This is a genomic window from Lentzea sp. NPDC051838 (genome assembly GCF_040681245.1).
Taxonomy (GTDB): Bacteria; Actinomycetota; Actinomycetes; order Mycobacteriales; family Pseudonocardiaceae; genus Lentzea.
On record NZ_JBFAYI010000002.1, the window covers coordinates 123,159 to 137,021 of the forward strand.

Consider the following 13,863-nt stretch of genomic DNA (forward strand, 5'->3'; position numbering starts at 1 on the left):
CGATCATGGAAAACGTCTTCGTGGTGACCGGCGCGTCTCGCGGAATCGGGGCGGCTACCGCTGCTTTGGCTGCTGATGCGGGGTTTCGCGTAGTCAGGGCGTCACGCTCCGCTGAAGAATCTGTCGGTGACCGCGGCTGGGACGCGAAATGTGACGTTTCCTCGTGGGATTCCGTGCAGGAGCTCATGTCGCGAGTGGAGTCCCGTTGGGGCCGGATCGACGTCGTGTTCGCGAACGCGGGCATCTCGGTCGACACGTCGTTCGTGACGGACGCGGGTGCGAAACCCGCTGAGTGGACCGACATGGTGGTCACGAACGTCTGCGGGCCCGCGTTCACGGCACGTGCGGCGATGCCCGCGCTGATGCGGTCCGGCGGGCATCTGGTGCTGACCGGATCCGCCGCGGGTCGCGGGGTGCGACCGGGAAATCTCTATTCGGCCACGAAATGGGCGATCACGGGGCTGGCGCAGGCGATCCGGGCCGAGGCGGTCGGTACCGGCGTGCGGGTCACGGTCGTCCAACCCGGACTCGTGGACACCGACGCGATTCCGGCGTCCCGGGCTGCCGATCCGAAGCTGGAGCCGGAAGACGTTGGCAGGGCTGTGCTTTACGCGGTGTCGCAGCCGTCCACGGTGGACGTGAATGAGATCCTGATCCGGCCTACCGGACAGGCTGCCCATCGCTGAGGGGTTCAAGATCGGGAGCTGCTCGAGGCCCCGCCCGCCCAGGGGGCAGACCGCCACACCCCTCGGAGCTGGCGATCTTGGTGGACGGGGTGAGCGTGCTCGCCGTCCAATCGTTGTGTCGCAGGGTCTTCGGGTCCACGGCTCGTGGTGTTCGCGCCCGCTGCCGAGTGGTGCGCGGCTCCCAAAGCACAGGACGCGGTCGACGTGCCGATGCTCGTTTTCGCGGGCGAAGCGGACACCGTGACGCCGGTGGCGCAGGCGGAGTTGTTGCGCGGCGCCGCGGGCCCGGTCGACCTGCGGGTCGTACCGGGCGCCGGGCACTTCAGCTTCATGCACGCGCTCCCACCTGGTGTCGCGGAGGATCCGGGGTTCGACCGGGAGCGGTTCCTCGCCGAGCTGGTCGAGGAGACGGTGGAGTTCGTCAGGCGCTGACCGCGGGCTTGATGTTGTGCCACAGGTTGAAGAGGTTGCCCGGGTCGTACTGGGCCTTGATCTCGGCGAGCTTGTCGTAGTTCTTCTTGCCGTAGCCCGCGACGACCCGGTCGGCGCCTTCGTCGCCGATGAAGTTGAGGTAGACCGCGCCGGTGGACCACGGTGCGAGCACGTCCTTCAGGTGGTGTGACCAGTCCCGTGCACGCTGGTCGTCCGCCGGGTCCGTCCACAGTCCCAGCGGGTGCGCGACCCAGGGCGTGTCGCGGTTGGCCATCGGCCAGTCGGTGGCGCTACGGGCGACCGCGCCGCCCCACGGGATCATGCCCTGCTGCGACGGCGACGGGGTGATCATCAGGCCGGACGCGGCGCAGAACGCCCGCACCGCCTCGTCCGGCAGCGACCGCAGGTACTCGGCGGACCAGTAGTTCCGGAAGCCGGGCGGGTCGTCCAACATGGACTGGAAGTCGGCGTAGGGGATGTCGGTGACGACCACCGTGGCCGGGTCGAGCGCGGCGAGCGGGGCGATGAGGCTCGGCAGGTCCTCCGCCTTGCCCATGTAGGTGACCAGCACGCCGCAGCAGAGCTTGCCGACGAGCTCGGGCGGCACGAAGTCCTCCGGCGGTCCGGTCAGGTAGATCGCGCCGCCGCCGACCTCCTCCGGCGCGGTGTCCATGAAGTCGCGGTAGGCGAGGACGGCGGCCTCGCCCTGGTCGGCCGGCCACAGCAGGAGCGCGAAGGAGAAGTCCGGCAGCGGGTGCAGCCGGAACGTGAACGACGTCGCCACGCCGAAGTTGCCGCCGCCGCCGTGCAGAGCCCAGAACAGGTCGGTGTTCTCGGTCTCGCTCGCCGTCACCGTCCTGCCGTCGGCGAGCACCAGGTCGACGGCGAGCAGGTTGTCGCAGGCCAGCCCGCACTTGCGCTCGATCCAGCCGGACCCGCCGCCGAGCGTCAGCCCGCCGACACCCGTGGTCGACACCCGGCCGCCGGTCGTGGCGACGCCGAGCGGCTGCGTGGCGCGGTCGAGCGCACCCCAGTTGGCACCGCCTCCCACCACGGCGCTGCGGCCGTCGGGGGAGATCGAAACCCCGTTCATCCGGCGCATGTCGAGCACCAGACCGTCCTGCACGAGGCTCGCTCCCGCGACGCTGTGACCACCGCTGCGCACCGCGACCGGGAGTCCTGAGCTCTGGGCGAACGCGAGTGCTTGCTGCACGTCGGCGGTGTTCGCGCACTGGGCGATGACCGCGGGTCTGGTCTCGATGGCGCTGTTGAAGACGGCCCTGGTCTCCTCGAACGCCTCGTCCTGCGGGGTGAGGACGGTTCCGGAGAAGGCGGCACGCAGGCTTTCGATCATGGCTCGAACCTCCTTGTGTGACTGGTGTCACACAGGGTGCGCCGCATTCGGCCTACTCGCGCGTCCGGTAAGAACTCCCTAACACCTCTGAGCAGCGCTGCAGGAGCGCACGCAGCTGAGCGCGCTCCTCGGCGGTGAACGCGTCGGCCAGCTTCTGCTCGACCGCGACCGCTTCGGTGTCGGCCTCGCGGAACTTCGCCTGCCCGGCCTCCGTGAGCCGGTTCTCCAGCACGTTGCGCTGCCACTGGTGCGGGGTGCGTTCGACGAGGCCCAGTGCGACCAGGTTCTGCAGGATCGTCGTCATCGTCTGGGGCGTGACCAGGCATTGCCGGGCGAGTTCCGCGGCGGGCGCCCCAGGGTTCTCGCTGAGGGCGAGCAGCGCCGAGTACTGCGGCACGGTCAGGCCCGCCGGCTTCACCGCTGATGCCTTCGCGGCCATCAGGTCCTGCTCGGCGCGCTTGATGTCACCGCCGATCCGATCACCGCTGCGCATCCGTTCATCGTAGAAGTGTGGTAAGAGTATGGATAGTTATCAGAACTCTGATAGCTATCAGTGCTCTTACTGAGGGGAAGTCATGCGCGTTCTTTTAGCCGTTCTGGCGGCGTTCTTGCTGCTCACGGGCACGGCTTCGGCTACTTCGAGGCACATCGCGGCGTCGTCGCCGTCGCTGCACCCCGAGGGCGTGTCGTGGGATCCGACCCGCGGGCAGTTCCTGGTCAGCTCGATGCGCCACGGCACGGTGTCTCTTGTCGGTGTGGACGGCCGGGTTCGGCCGTTGGTCAGCGGTACCCGGATGGTGTCGACGTTCGGCATCCAGGTGGATCGCGGCCGCGTGCTGGTCGCGTACGGGGACATCGGTTTCGGTGAGCGGTCGGTGCCCGGCCAGTCCGGGCTGGGGATCTTCGACCTGCGCACGGGGCGTGCGTTGCGGTTCGTGGACGTGCCTGGTGGCGCCAACGACGTGGCGGTCGACCTGTTCGGCAACGCCTACGTGACCGGGCCGGCGGGCGACACGATCTGGAAGGTCACGCCGTCGGGCTCCGTTTCGGCGTTCGCTTCGGACCCTCGGCTCGCCGCGGCCATCGGCAACAACGGAATCGTCTGGGACCCCAGGGGATTCCTGGTGGTCGGCAACTACACGACCGGTGCGCTGCTCAAGGTCACGCGGGGCCACGTCGACGAACTGCCCGCACCGAAGCTGGTGGGTGCGGACGGCCTGACGCTCACGCCCCAAGGCCTTGTGGTCATCACCAACAGCCTTGGTGCGCCTGGGAAGAACGCCGTCACGGTGCTCGACACGCGCACGTGGAAGGTGAAGTCGCAGCGTTCGTGGCCGACGCCGCCGACTACCGCCGCTCGCACGCCGCACGGCACTTATGTGGTGAGCGGGCACCTCGACGTGCTGCTCAACGGCGGAACGACCGACGAGTTCAGCCTCGACCGATGAGGCTCACCCTGCGTCGTTCGCGGTCGATGTCGGTGACGACGACAACCACCTCGTCGCCGTCCTGACCGAGAGCGGGCAGGGGCGCGAGACCTTCGACGCCGTCTGCCACTTCGACGAAGACCCCGAACGGGACCACCTTCGTGATGCGGCCGCGCAGTTGCTGTCCGACCGCGACGGCGTCCGCGAATGCCTGGAAGGGGTCCGGCTGCGTTGCCCGCAACGACAGCCGGGCCTCCATGTTCCAGGTGTCGTACTGGAGGAATTCGGTGGTGACGCGTTGCCCGACCTGCACGACGTCAGACGGGTCCGAAAAGCGACGCCAGGACAGTTCGGGGAACGAGATGAACCCGACGCCGGGGAAGAACGGGTGGTCCGGGCCGTCGTCGAGCCGCACGAACACGCCGAACCGCTCGATCGCCGCGACCGTGCCGGACATCGGTGTGCCGAGACGCAGCGTTGCCAGGAACGCGTCCAGTTCCGGGTGCTCGTGCGGGTTCACGCGGCGCCGCCGATGAACTCGATGAGCAGCCGGTTCACCTCGTCCGGCCGCTCCAGATACCCGATGTGCCCACACCCAGGAACCTCCACGTAGCGCGCACCGGGGATCGCGTCCGCCACCTCGCGCGCCAGGCGGGGTGGCAGGACGAGGTCGTCGGCGAACCCGATCACCAGCGAGCGCACGGTGATCGCGCGGTAGGCGTCCAGCCGCGGCTCGAACTCGCTCAACGCGAGCTGCGCGCGGCCGCCGGCACTCAACGACGAACCGCCGAACTCGTACATCTGCAACCAGTCGCGGGCCACGACCGGGTCGGACAGCGTGGCAGGGGAGAGGTTCCGCATCACCGAGGCCACCGCGTAGAACGACGGTGGTACCTCGATCCCCTTGTCGTAGAGGTCCATCAGGCTGCGCGTCCACGCCTGCTGCACCGGGTCTGGGCGCGAAGAGGTCGCCATCATCACCGCGGACCGCACCAGCGAAGGGTGCGACAGTGCCAGCTCCTGAGTGACGCGCGCGCCCAGCGAGGTGCCGATCACGTGCGCCGGGCCGCCCAGGTGAGCGATCAGCGCAGCCGTGTCGGCGACCATGTCGGAGATCGTGAAGCCGCCAGCGCACTCCGACGACGGCTTGATGCCTCGGTTGTCGAAGTAGGCGACGCGGTAACCGGCCTTCACCAGCGCGGGCACCTGGTAGGTGCGCCAGACGCGGCCCGGGCTGCCCGTGCCCATGACCAGCACGACCAGGTCGCCGGACCCCTCGGTCTGGACGTTGAGCTCGATGCCGTTCAACGGGACGATCGCCATGCTCAAGATCCTAGAAGCGGCACAGCGCCTTGATCTCCGCCGCGTGAGACGGGTAACGCGCGCACAGGTCGTCCGCGTGCCCGAACGACACGATGTCGTCCGTGTACGGCGGCACCACCACCGTGCCGACCAACGACCAGTCACCACTAGGCGCGCTGCCCTGCCACACGCCCGCTGGTACGACGACCTGGGGGTTCGAAGCCGAGAGCAAAGGCTCAGCCACCGACCCGTCCGGGAAGAGCAGCAGCATCTGCAACGGCGACCCGGCGTGGAAGTTGTAGATCTCCAGGTGTTCCAAAACATGCATGCCGGAGAAATCGGGACGCTGCAACAGGTACGCGATCGCGGACACCTCGGACGAGCGGTGCGTCTGCGCGAAGTACCCGCCCTCGACCGGAAGCTCCTGCATGCCCAGCGACGAAATCAGCTCAGAAGGGGTCACGTCATCTCCGGAAGCGGTGAACCGTGCACGACGACCATGCCCTTGCCGAGCCGCTTCGCCGTGTACATCGCGGCGTCCGCGGCACCGAGCACGTCGTCGGCCGTAACTGTGGGATCGTACGAAAGTCGTTGTGCCACACCGATGCTGGCGTGCACGTGGTGGATCCGGCCGTGCACCTCGTGCGGGTGCGACAAAGCAGTCAACAAGCGCTGTCCGATCTCGTCGGCGTCTCCGCCGTCGATCAGCACTCCGAACTCGTCGCCGCCCAGACGTGCCACGACGTCCTCAGGCCGCACGCTGTTCTCCAGCCGCGCCGCGACGTTGCGCAGAACGACGTCCCCCTCGGCGTGGCCGTAGCCGTCGTTGACCGCCTTGAACCCGTCGACGTCGATGAACAGCAGGATCAACGGCCGCGAGCGATCCTCGACCGCCAGCGCGCGATCCAGCCTGTCGCGGAACAAAGAGCGGTTCGCGACGCTCGTCAACGGGTCGTGCGTCGCCTCGTGCCGCAGCCGTTCGCGGCTCACCCGAAGCTCGTCCATCAGCCGGACGTTGTCCATCATCGTGAGCAGCTGACGCACGATCACGAAGCACACCACGGCGAACCCGACGTAGATCTCCACCGGGTTCAGGCGCCCGCCCGTCGACGTGTTCCACAGGACGAACAGGCCGGTGATCGCGAGCGGCAGGTACGGCACGAACAGGTGCATCAGATCGGCCATGCGCATGCGGCCGGGCGTGGGTTCCAGGTTGCGGACAGGAGCGAGCGCGCTGAGGAAGAAGAAGGCCGGGCACAGCATGAAACCGATGTCCGCGGTCGCCGGGATCGCCGTGATCCCCTTCGAGATGTAGAACGCGAACACCCAACCCGACGACGACTGCGCGATGCCCGCCAACGCGACGAAGAGCATCGGCCACTGACGCACGGACTGATGCGTCCACGACATCACGACGATCGCCACGAGCAGCACGAGGTACGCGGCGGGATGTGCGACTACCGTGGCGAAGCCGGGCCCCGAGGTCGCCCACTTGCGGGTCAGCGACTCCAGCGCGGACACCCACGTGAGCACGAACAGCGACCCGATCACGATCAGCCCGTCCAGCACCACGACCGTGCGGCTGCGGTAGTTCGGCAGCAGGTCGTCGGCGCGGCGCTGTTGCGCTCGCACGACCAGAGCGGCCAGGCACAGGACCGGCACCATCGTGAACCCGAGCGGCGCGATCGTGGAGGAGGGCAGTTGCACGCCCAGGATCTGCTGACCCCAGATCCACGCCGACAGCCCGACGGACAGGCTCGTCATCGCCGCCGTCATCAATCCGTTGCGTTGGCGCGCATAGGCAATGAGAGCTGCCACGGCGAAGACGAGCTGCACGACCTTGTCGATCGCGACGCCGATCTCACGCGGCGCGGCGAGGGCGGTGAGGATGGTGACCGCCATGAAGGTGCCGACGCACCCCGCGACGAGCCAGAACCTCTTCACCGCATCTCCTGTGATCGAAACCCGACCACCGTAGTAACGCCGACGTGGACTTGTCGAACCGTGTCGATGTGTGTCGCCCGTGGGAGTACCGGATATGGTTCGAACTGTTGTTCGTTCCGGTCGTGGGGAGCTGTTGTGCGCGTGTTCGGGGTCGACCCCGGTCTGACCAGGTGCGGCTTCGGCGTGGTCGACGGCGGGCCGGGCCGGACTGTGCGCGCGGTGGCCGTCGACGTCCTGCGCACGCCCGTGGACGCTGATCTGTCCGTGCGACTCCACGAGCTGTACATCGGCGTGTGTGAGTGGCTGGACCGTTATGAACCGCAGGTCGTCGCCATCGAACGCGTTTTCGCGCAGCACAACGTCCGCACGGCGATGGGCGTCGCGCAGGCGTCCGGTGTCGTGGCGTTGGCGGCGGCGCAGCGCGGCCTGCCCGTCGAGTTCCACACGCCGTCCGAGGTGAAGGCCGCGGTCACGGGGTCGGGGCGCGCGGACAAGGCGCAGGTGACCGCGATGGTGACCAAGCTGCTCGGGTTGAAGGTGGCGCCGAAGCCCGCCGACGCGGCGGACGCGCTGGCGCTGGCCATCTGCCACCACTGGCGCGCGCCGATGCGCAACCGCCTGCAGGAAGCCCAGGCCAAGGCCGCCGAGCTGGCCCGCGTCCACAAAGCCAAGCTCGCTGAAGCCAGCAAGCGCACGAACGTGAAGTCCGGAGGAACCAGGTGATCTCGTCACTGCGCGGCCAGGTGCAGCACGTCGGCCTCGACCACGCCGTCGTCGAGGTGGGCGGCGTCGGGTTCGCCGTCCAGATGACGCCGAGCACGCTCGCCACCCTGCGCCGCGGCGAGGAGGCGAGCCTCGCCACCACGCTGATCGTGCGCGAGGACAGCCTGACGTTGTTCGGGTTCGCCGACGCCGAGGCCCGCGAGCTGTTCGGCCTGCTCCAGACGGTCAGCGGCATCGGCCCGCGGATCGCGCTCGCGACGCTGGCGGTGCTGGAACCGGACAAGCTCCGCCACGCGCTCGCTGAAGGCAACATCACCGTGTTGACGCAGGTCCCGGGCATCGGCAAGAAGGGCGCGGAACGCCTCATCATCGAGCTCCGCGACAAGGTCGGCACCCTCCCGACGCCCACCACGCCCGCGCACAGCCAGACGCGTGACCACGTCGTCGAGGCGCTGCTCGGCCTCGGCTTCCCGGCGAAGGCGGCGGAAGCGACCGTCGACAACGTCCTCGCGGACAACCCCGACCAGTCCACGTCCGCGGTCCTCCGCCGGGCTCTCGCGACCCTGGGGCGCAAGTGACCGAGGACGAGCTCAGCCCCTACGCCGTTCCCGCGGAGCGCGACCTCGAGACCTCTCTCCGGCCCGCTGACCTGCACGAGTTCGTTGGGCAGCACCGGGTGCGAGAACAGCTCGAACTCGTCCTCCACGGCGCGATGCGACGCGGGACGGCCCCGGACCACGTGCTGCTCAGCGGCCCTCCAGGCCTGGGCAAGACGTCGCTGGCCATGATCATCGCGAAGGAGCTGAACAGCGCCATCCGCATCACCAGCGGCCCGGCGCTGGAACGGGCCGGCGACCTCGCGTCGATGCTGTCGAACCTGGTCGAGGGCGATGTCCTGTTCATCGACGAGATCCACCGCATGGCCCGCCCGGCCGAGGAGATGCTGTACCTCGCCATGGAGGACTTCCGGGTCGACGTCATGGTCGGCAAGGGCCCCGGCGCGACCAGCATCCCGCTCGACATCGCGCCGTTCACGCTGGTGGGAGCCACGACGAGGTCGGGTGCACTGACCGGCCCGTTGCGGGACCGGTTCGGTTTCACCGGTCACATGGAGTTCTACAGCGCCGAAGACCTCGACCTCATCGTGAAGCGCAGCGCCAAGATCCTCGGCGTGGATCTCCACGACGACGGCGCGATGGAGATCGCCGGCCGGTCCAGGGGCACCCCCCGCATCGCGAACCGGCTGCTCCGCCGGGTTCGCGACTTCGCCGAGGTCAGGGCGGACGGCAGGGTCACGGAGGAGATCGCCAAGCACGCGCTGCAGGTCTACGACGTCGACGAGCTGGGCCTCGACCGGCTCGACCGCGCGGTGCTGCACGCCCTGGTCAAGAGCTTCAACGGAGGCCCGGTCGGCGTGGCCACCCTCGCGGTCGCCGTCGGTGAGGAGCCGACCACCGTGGAAGAGGTGTGCGAACCGTATTTGGTGCGGGCTGGCATGCTGGCCCGGACACCACGCGGCCGAGTGGCGACGCCCGCCGCGTGGCACCACCTGGGGCTGGAGCCGCCCGCCGGTGATCAACTGTGGTGACCTGGCACAATCGGTGAAAGCACCTGGACATATCGGACGTGCGTCGAGGCATGTCCACTTGATCGGAGAATGATGGGCAACCTTTCGTCTTTGATGTTCCCGCTGCTTCTCGTTCTGCTGGCGGTGCCGCTGTTCCTCAGCGCGCGCAAGCAGAAGCGGGCGATGGCCGAGCAGAAGAACCTTCAGGACTCGCTCGCTCCCGGCGACAAGGTGATGACCACGTCGGGTCTGTACGGCACCGTTGCCGACGCCAGCCACGACACCACCATCGACATCGAGATCTCCGAGGGTGTCGTCACGCGGTGGCTGCGCGCCGCCATCCGCGAGAAGGTCATCGACGCGGATGAGACCGTCGTCGAGGAGGAGAAGGCGGACGAGGAGGCCGAGGTGACCACCGCACAGGTCGCCGAGCCCCTGGACCACAACGCCAAGAAGTAACGACATAAGCTCGCACTCCTGGAGTTGGCAACTGTGAAATCCGCCAACTCCAGGTAGTGACGCGCAGCTCACGCGGCGCGCGTTACGCTGCGCGCTCGGAAACCATCGCTACTAGGAGACGGACGGATCGTGGCACCTCCGGCCGGGCAAATTCGCCCTGCGAAGTACTTGGCGAGTTTTGTCCTCATCGTGGTCGCTCTTTACGCCCTGGTGTTCTTCACCGGGAACGGTTCGGCCAAACCCAAGCTCGGTATCGACCTCCAGGGCGGCACCATCGTCACGCTGACCGCGCGTCAGGAAGACGGTGCCCAGCCCAGCGAGGACGCGCTGAACCGCGCACGCGACCTGATCGAGGTCCGCGTCAACGGTCTCGGTGTGTCCGGTGCCGAGGTCGTGCGCGACGGCAACAACCTGACGATCACCGTGCCCGGCGCGGACAGCGAAGGCGCGAAGGGCCTCGGCCAGACCGCTCGCCTCGCGTTCCGCAAGGTCCTCGGCCAGCCGATCCCGGCCGCCGCGGCGCCGAACACGCAGGCACCGTCGTCGAGCACCCCGCCGTCGAGCGGCGCGAGCACTCCGCCGTCGTCTCCGAACCAGACCGCGTCGAACCCGTCGTCGAGCAACGCCCCGCAGGGCCGTCCCGCTCCGAACCTCGCCGCGCAGCCGTCGAGCACGCCGCCGTCGAACAGCACCGCGCCGTCGGCGAGCACGCCGCCGAGCACCCCGTCCGCTCCCTCCAACGTCGACCCGAAGCTGGCGAAGGAGATCCAGGAGGCCAAGGCGCTGCGCCAGGCCACCGACCAGCAGATCCTGCAGCAGGCCGCGCTCATGCTCGACTGCACGCAGCCGGACCCGTTGCGCGGCAACGACGACCTGGACAAGCCGCTCGTCACCTGTGACGAGAAGGGCGAGTTCAAGTACATCCTCGCGCCGGTCAACCCGCCCAAGGAAGACACGCAGACCAAGGCGGACGACTACTCCACCTACTCGCGTCTGTCCGGCGAGGACATCAACAACGCCGCGGCGAACAAGAACCCGAACGGCACCGGCTACGTCGTCAACCTCGACTTCAAGTCCGACGGCGGCACCAAGTGGGGCAAGTTCACCTCGGCCAACGTCCAGCAGGCCGTCGCGGTCGTGCTCGACGGTGAGGTCATGTCCGCGCCGACCATCCAGTCGGCCATCACCGGTGGCTCCACCGAGATCAGCGGCAAGTTCACGCTGAAGGAGGCGCAGAGCCTCGCGAACACCCTGAAGTACGGCGCGCTGCCGCTGTCCTTCGACTCGTCCGAGGCGCAGACGATCTCGCCGACGCTGGGCCTGCAGTCGCTCAAGGCGGGTCTGATCGCCGGTGGCATCGGCCTCGCGCTGGTGTTCGTCTACTGCATGTTCTACTACCGCCTGCTCGGCATCATGACGATTCTGTCGCTGGGTCTGTCCGGCCTGATCGTCTACGGCGTGCTGGTGCTGCTGGGCCGCTGGATCGGGTTCACGCTCGACCTCGCCGGCATCGCGGGTTTCATCGTCGCCATCGGTATCACCGCCGACTCGTTCATCGTCTTCTTCGAACGTCTGAAAGACGAGGTGCGGGAAGGCCGGACGTTCCGCTCGGCCGTGCCGCGCGCGTGGATCCGTTCGCGCCGCACGATCCTTTCCGCCGACGCGGTCAGCTTCATCGCCGCCGCCGTGCTGTACGTGATCGCGGTCGGCCAGGTGAAGGGCTTCGCGTTCACCCTGGGCATGTCGACGGTCCTCGACCTCGTGGTCGTGTTCCTCGTGACGCACCCGCTCGTCGCGATGGCCTCGAAGTCCAAGTTCCTCTCCAACCCGAACCTGTCCGGCCTGGGCGGTGCCGCGCGCGAGGGCGCAGCACACCGCGCCGCCGGTACCGGCAAGACCGCCGTGAAGGAGGCCTGACATGAGCAACGTGTTCACGCGCCTCTACGTGGGCAACGGCGCTTTCGACATCGTCGGCAAGCGCACGCGCTGGTACATCGTCTCCAGCATCATCCTGCTGGTCTGCATCGCCTCGATCATCTTCAAGTGGTTCAACCTCGGCATCGACTTCGAGGGCGGCACGAAGATCTCGATGCCGTCCGTGTCGGCGTCGAACGCGAGCATCAGCACGGCCTCCGTCGAGGACGCGTTCGCCAAGGCACTGCCCGGCAAGAAGCCGAACGCCGTGCAGGCCGTGGGCCAGGGTGACAACGCGACGATCCAGATCAAGTCGCCCGCGCTCTCCGTCCAGGAGGTCGCGACCCTCAAGACCGCGCTCACGCAGGACACCAACCCGAAGGGCGGCCAGTCGGCGATCTCCGACAGCGCCGTCTCGGCGTCCTGGGGCGGTGAGATCAGCCTCAAGGCCCTGTGGGCGTTGTTCTGGTTCTTCGTCGCGGTGACGCTGTTCCTGGCGTTCTACTTCGAGTGGCGCATGGCCGTCGGCGCGCTCGTCGCCGTCTTCCACGACGTCATCATCACCGCGGGCGTGTACTCGCTCGTCGGCTTCGAGGTGACGCCGGCGACGGTGATCGGTCTGCTCACCATCCTCGGCTTCTCCCTGTACGACACGGTCGTCGTGTTCGACAAGGTCAAGGAGAACACCCGAGGCCTGCTGGGCCTGACCCGCCGCACGTACGCCGAGGCCGCGAACCTCGCGCTGAACCAGACCCTGATGCGCTCGATCAACACGTCGCTGATCGCGCTGCTCCCGGTCGTCGGCCTGCTGGTCGTCGGCGTCGGCATCCTGGGCGTCGGCACGCTGCAGGACCTCGCTTTGGTGCAGCTCGTGGGCATGTTCATCGGTGCGCTGTCCTCGATCTTCATCGCCACCCCGGTGCTGGTCGACCTGAAGAACCGCGACCCGAAGTACATCGCCCAGGCCAAGCGCGTGGCCACCCGCCGCGCCAAGGCCTCGGCTCCTTCTGCCGAAGAGGGCATCGAGTCGGTCGACGAGGACGCCCTCGCCGCCGACCTGCGCCAGGAAGAGGCGATGGCCGCCGCCGCGTCGGTGCCTCACCGCACCGCCAAGGCCGCGGACTCCCGCCGCCGACCGACCGGAAAGCGTCAGCGTTGAAGTTGGATCGTGCTCTGGGACTGATGCGTGAGGTCCCCGACTTCCCCCAGCCGGGGGTCGTGTTCCGGGACCTCACGCCCGTCCTCGCCGACCCGGACGCCCTGCGCGCCGTGGTCGACGCCTTGCAGGACAAGATCGACGACAGCACCCAGGTGATCGCCGCCATCGAGTCGCGCGGCTTCCTCCTGGGTGCTGCTCTGGGTTACGGCTGGCGCTACGGCGTCGTGCCGCTGCGCAAGCCGGGCAAGCTGCCGGTGGTCGCGGACTCCCAGGCGTACGGCCTGGAGTACGGGACCGCGTCTTTGGAGCTGCCCGCGGACGCGATCGTTCCCGGACAGCGCGTGGTCGTGGTCGACGACGTGCTGGCCACCGGTGGTACCGCCGAGGCCGCGTGCGCGCTGGTGGAGCGCGCTGGTGGGATCGTGACGGGCATTTCCGTCGTGATCGAGATCGCGGCGCTGGGCGGCCGGTCGCGGCTGGCCGGTCGCGACGTCCAGGCCTTGATGAGTGTGTAACTGCGCGTCGTCGCTCTATCACTGAAAGCGACCTTGCCGTTAGCGTCTGCGCGGCAAGGTCGACTTCATCTGATCGGAGAACGTTTCGTGCGCAGGATCTGGGGGATCGCCGCCGCTGCGGCAATGGCTGTGGGCACCGCGGTGACGGTGACGCCGTCCGCGATGGCGGACCCGTGCGGCTACTTCGAAGCGCCGTCCGGCGGCGTGCAATGGGCCTTCTACAACCACTGCGGCCCGACGACCGTGATGATCAAGGTTCGCAACAACTGGCCCGCCGCCAACTACAACCAGTGCGTGCGGCCCGGCACGACGCCGCTGCGTTACGACGCGGCCACCACGGACTTCGCGTGGTACATCGGCGAGCCGAACTGCACGGTCTGA

The 13,863-nt window shown here is 68.2% G+C and carries 17 protein-coding genes; 11 read left to right on the top strand and 6 right to left on the bottom strand.

Annotated features, from left to right (window positions below):
• Nucleotides 1-2 precede the first annotated feature (2 nt).
• Nucleotides 3-686, top strand: a complete 684-nt coding sequence (locus AB0M24_RS06520) for an SDR family NAD(P)-dependent oxidoreductase (RefSeq protein WP_363763013.1) — start codon at nucleotides 3-5, stop codon at nucleotides 684-686.
• A gap of 144 nt (nucleotides 687-830) precedes the next feature.
• Nucleotides 831-1,118 (top strand): hypothetical protein, encoded by a 288-nt coding sequence (locus AB0M24_RS06525; RefSeq protein ID WP_363761841.1) that lies wholly within the window; start codon nucleotides 831-833, stop codon nucleotides 1,116-1,118.
• Here AB0M24_RS06525 and AB0M24_RS06530 read toward each other — a convergent pair.
• Both AB0M24_RS06530 and AB0M24_RS06535 read right to left on the bottom strand, forming a co-directional pair.
• Nucleotides 1,108-2,472 carry an FAD-binding oxidoreductase gene (locus AB0M24_RS06530; RefSeq protein ID WP_363761843.1) on the bottom strand — a complete coding sequence of 455 codons (1,365 nt, stop codon included), beginning with the start codon at nucleotides 2,470-2,472 and terminating at the stop codon, nucleotides 1,108-1,110. The genes AB0M24_RS06525 and AB0M24_RS06530 overlap by 11 nt on opposite strands.
• A 52-nt stretch (nucleotides 2,473-2,524) precedes the next feature.
• Nucleotides 2,525-2,965: a MarR family transcriptional regulator gene (locus AB0M24_RS06535; protein WP_363761845.1), complete on the bottom strand. Its 441-nt coding sequence runs from the start codon at nucleotides 2,963-2,965 to the stop codon at nucleotides 2,525-2,527.
• An 82-nt stretch (nucleotides 2,966-3,047) separates the two neighbouring features.
• Here AB0M24_RS06535 and AB0M24_RS06540 point away from each other — a divergent pair, with 82 nt between their 5' ends.
• A complete protein-coding gene (locus tag AB0M24_RS06540) occupies nucleotides 3,048-3,920 on the top strand; it encodes a hypothetical protein (protein ID WP_363761847.1) in 873 nt (290 codons plus the stop codon).
• On the opposite strand, the gene AB0M24_RS06545 is transcribed toward AB0M24_RS06540, so the two are convergent.
• The 4 genes from AB0M24_RS06545 to AB0M24_RS06560 are packed head-to-tail and all read right to left on the bottom strand — an operon-like array spanning nucleotide 3,904 to nucleotide 7,145.
• Complete coding sequence (locus AB0M24_RS06545) at nucleotides 3,904-4,419, bottom strand: S1 RNA-binding domain-containing protein (protein ID WP_363761849.1); 516 nt, start codon at nucleotides 4,417-4,419, stop codon at nucleotides 3,904-3,906. The genes AB0M24_RS06540 and AB0M24_RS06545 overlap by 17 nt on opposite strands.
• Complete coding sequence (locus tag AB0M24_RS06550) at nucleotides 4,416-5,222, bottom strand: alpha/beta fold hydrolase (protein WP_363761851.1); 807 nt, start codon at nucleotides 5,220-5,222, stop codon at nucleotides 4,416-4,418. The genes AB0M24_RS06545 and AB0M24_RS06550 overlap by 4 nt, the downstream gene beginning before the upstream one ends.
• A 10-nt stretch (nucleotides 5,223-5,232) precedes the next feature.
• Nucleotides 5,233-5,664, bottom strand: coding sequence for a cupin domain-containing protein (locus AB0M24_RS06555; protein WP_363761853.1), 432 nt, complete (start codon nucleotides 5,662-5,664; stop codon nucleotides 5,233-5,235).
• The gene (locus AB0M24_RS06560) at nucleotides 5,661-7,145 is read right to left on the bottom strand and encodes a GGDEF domain-containing protein (protein WP_363761855.1); all 1,485 of its coding nucleotides are present in this window, start codon (nucleotides 7,143-7,145) and stop codon (nucleotides 5,661-5,663) included. The genes AB0M24_RS06555 and AB0M24_RS06560 overlap by 4 nt, the downstream gene beginning before the upstream one ends.
• 135 nt (nucleotides 7,146-7,280) lie before the next feature.
• Here AB0M24_RS06560 and ruvC point away from each other — a divergent pair, with 135 nt between their 5' ends.
• The 8 genes from ruvC to AB0M24_RS06600 all read left to right on the top strand — a co-directional run bounded on the left by ruvC (nucleotide 7,281) and on the right by AB0M24_RS06600 (nucleotide 13,863).
• The gene (gene ruvC / locus AB0M24_RS06565) at nucleotides 7,281-7,868 is read left to right on the top strand and encodes a crossover junction endodeoxyribonuclease RuvC (protein WP_363761857.1); all 588 of its coding nucleotides are present in this window, start codon (nucleotides 7,281-7,283) and stop codon (nucleotides 7,866-7,868) included.
• Nucleotides 7,865-8,446, top strand: a complete 582-nt coding sequence (ruvA, locus tag AB0M24_RS06570; RefSeq protein WP_363761859.1) for a Holliday junction branch migration protein RuvA — start codon at nucleotides 7,865-7,867, stop codon at nucleotides 8,444-8,446. The genes ruvC and ruvA overlap by 4 nt, the downstream gene beginning before the upstream one ends.
• Nucleotides 8,443-9,456, top strand: a complete 1,014-nt coding sequence (gene ruvB, locus AB0M24_RS06575) for a Holliday junction branch migration DNA helicase RuvB (protein WP_363761861.1) — start codon at nucleotides 8,443-8,445, stop codon at nucleotides 9,454-9,456. The genes ruvA and ruvB overlap by 4 nt, the downstream gene beginning before the upstream one ends.
• Nucleotides 9,457-9,549: 93 nt before the next feature.
• Nucleotides 9,550-9,894, top strand: coding sequence for a preprotein translocase subunit YajC (gene yajC / locus AB0M24_RS06580; protein ID WP_363763016.1), 345 nt, complete (start codon nucleotides 9,550-9,552; stop codon nucleotides 9,892-9,894).
• Between the two features lie 129 nt (nucleotides 9,895-10,023).
• A complete protein-coding gene (secD, locus tag AB0M24_RS06585) occupies nucleotides 10,024-11,811 on the top strand; it encodes a protein translocase subunit SecD (RefSeq protein ID WP_363761863.1) in 1,788 nt (595 codons plus the stop codon).
• A gap of 1 nt (nucleotide 11,812) precedes the next feature.
• A complete protein-coding gene (secF, locus tag AB0M24_RS06590; protein WP_363761865.1) occupies nucleotides 11,813-12,967 on the top strand; it encodes a protein translocase subunit SecF in 1,155 nt (384 codons plus the stop codon).
• Nucleotides 12,968-12,990: 23 nt separating this feature from the next.
• Nucleotides 12,991-13,482, top strand: a complete 492-nt coding sequence (locus AB0M24_RS06595) for an adenine phosphoribosyltransferase (protein ID WP_363761867.1) — start codon at nucleotides 12,991-12,993, stop codon at nucleotides 13,480-13,482.
• 87 nt (nucleotides 13,483-13,569) lie between these two features.
• Nucleotides 13,570-13,863 carry a DUF6355 family natural product biosynthesis protein gene (locus AB0M24_RS06600; RefSeq protein ID WP_363761869.1) on the top strand — a complete coding sequence of 98 codons (294 nt, stop codon included), beginning with the start codon at nucleotides 13,570-13,572 and terminating at the stop codon, nucleotides 13,861-13,863.

What these genes read in the sequence shown, in the direction of transcription:
- AB0M24_RS06530 (WP_363761843.1), bottom strand. Translation starts at nt 2,472, where the DNA reads ATGATCGAAAGCCTGCGTGCCGCCTTCTCCGGAACCGTCCTCACCCCG.
- AB0M24_RS06535 (WP_363761845.1), bottom strand. Translation starts at nt 2,965, where the DNA reads ATGCGCAGCGGTGATCGGATCGGCGGTGACATCAAGCGCGCCGAGCAG.
- AB0M24_RS06540 (WP_363761847.1), top strand. Translation starts at nt 3,048, where the DNA reads ATGCGCGTTCTTTTAGCCGTTCTGGCGGCGTTCTTGCTGCTCACGGGC.
- AB0M24_RS06550 (WP_363761851.1), bottom strand. Translation starts at nt 5,222, where the DNA reads ATGGCGATCGTCCCGTTGAACGGCATCGAGCTCAACGTCCAGACCGAG.
- yajC (WP_363763016.1), top strand. Translation starts at nt 9,550, where the DNA reads ATGTTCCCGCTGCTTCTCGTTCTGCTGGCGGTGCCGCTGTTCCTCAGC.
- secF (WP_363761865.1), top strand. Translation starts at nt 11,813, where the DNA reads ATGAGCAACGTGTTCACGCGCCTCTACGTGGGCAACGGCGCTTTCGAC.
- AB0M24_RS06595 (WP_363761867.1), top strand. Translation starts at nt 12,991, where the DNA reads ATGCGTGAGGTCCCCGACTTCCCCCAGCCGGGGGTCGTGTTCCGGGAC.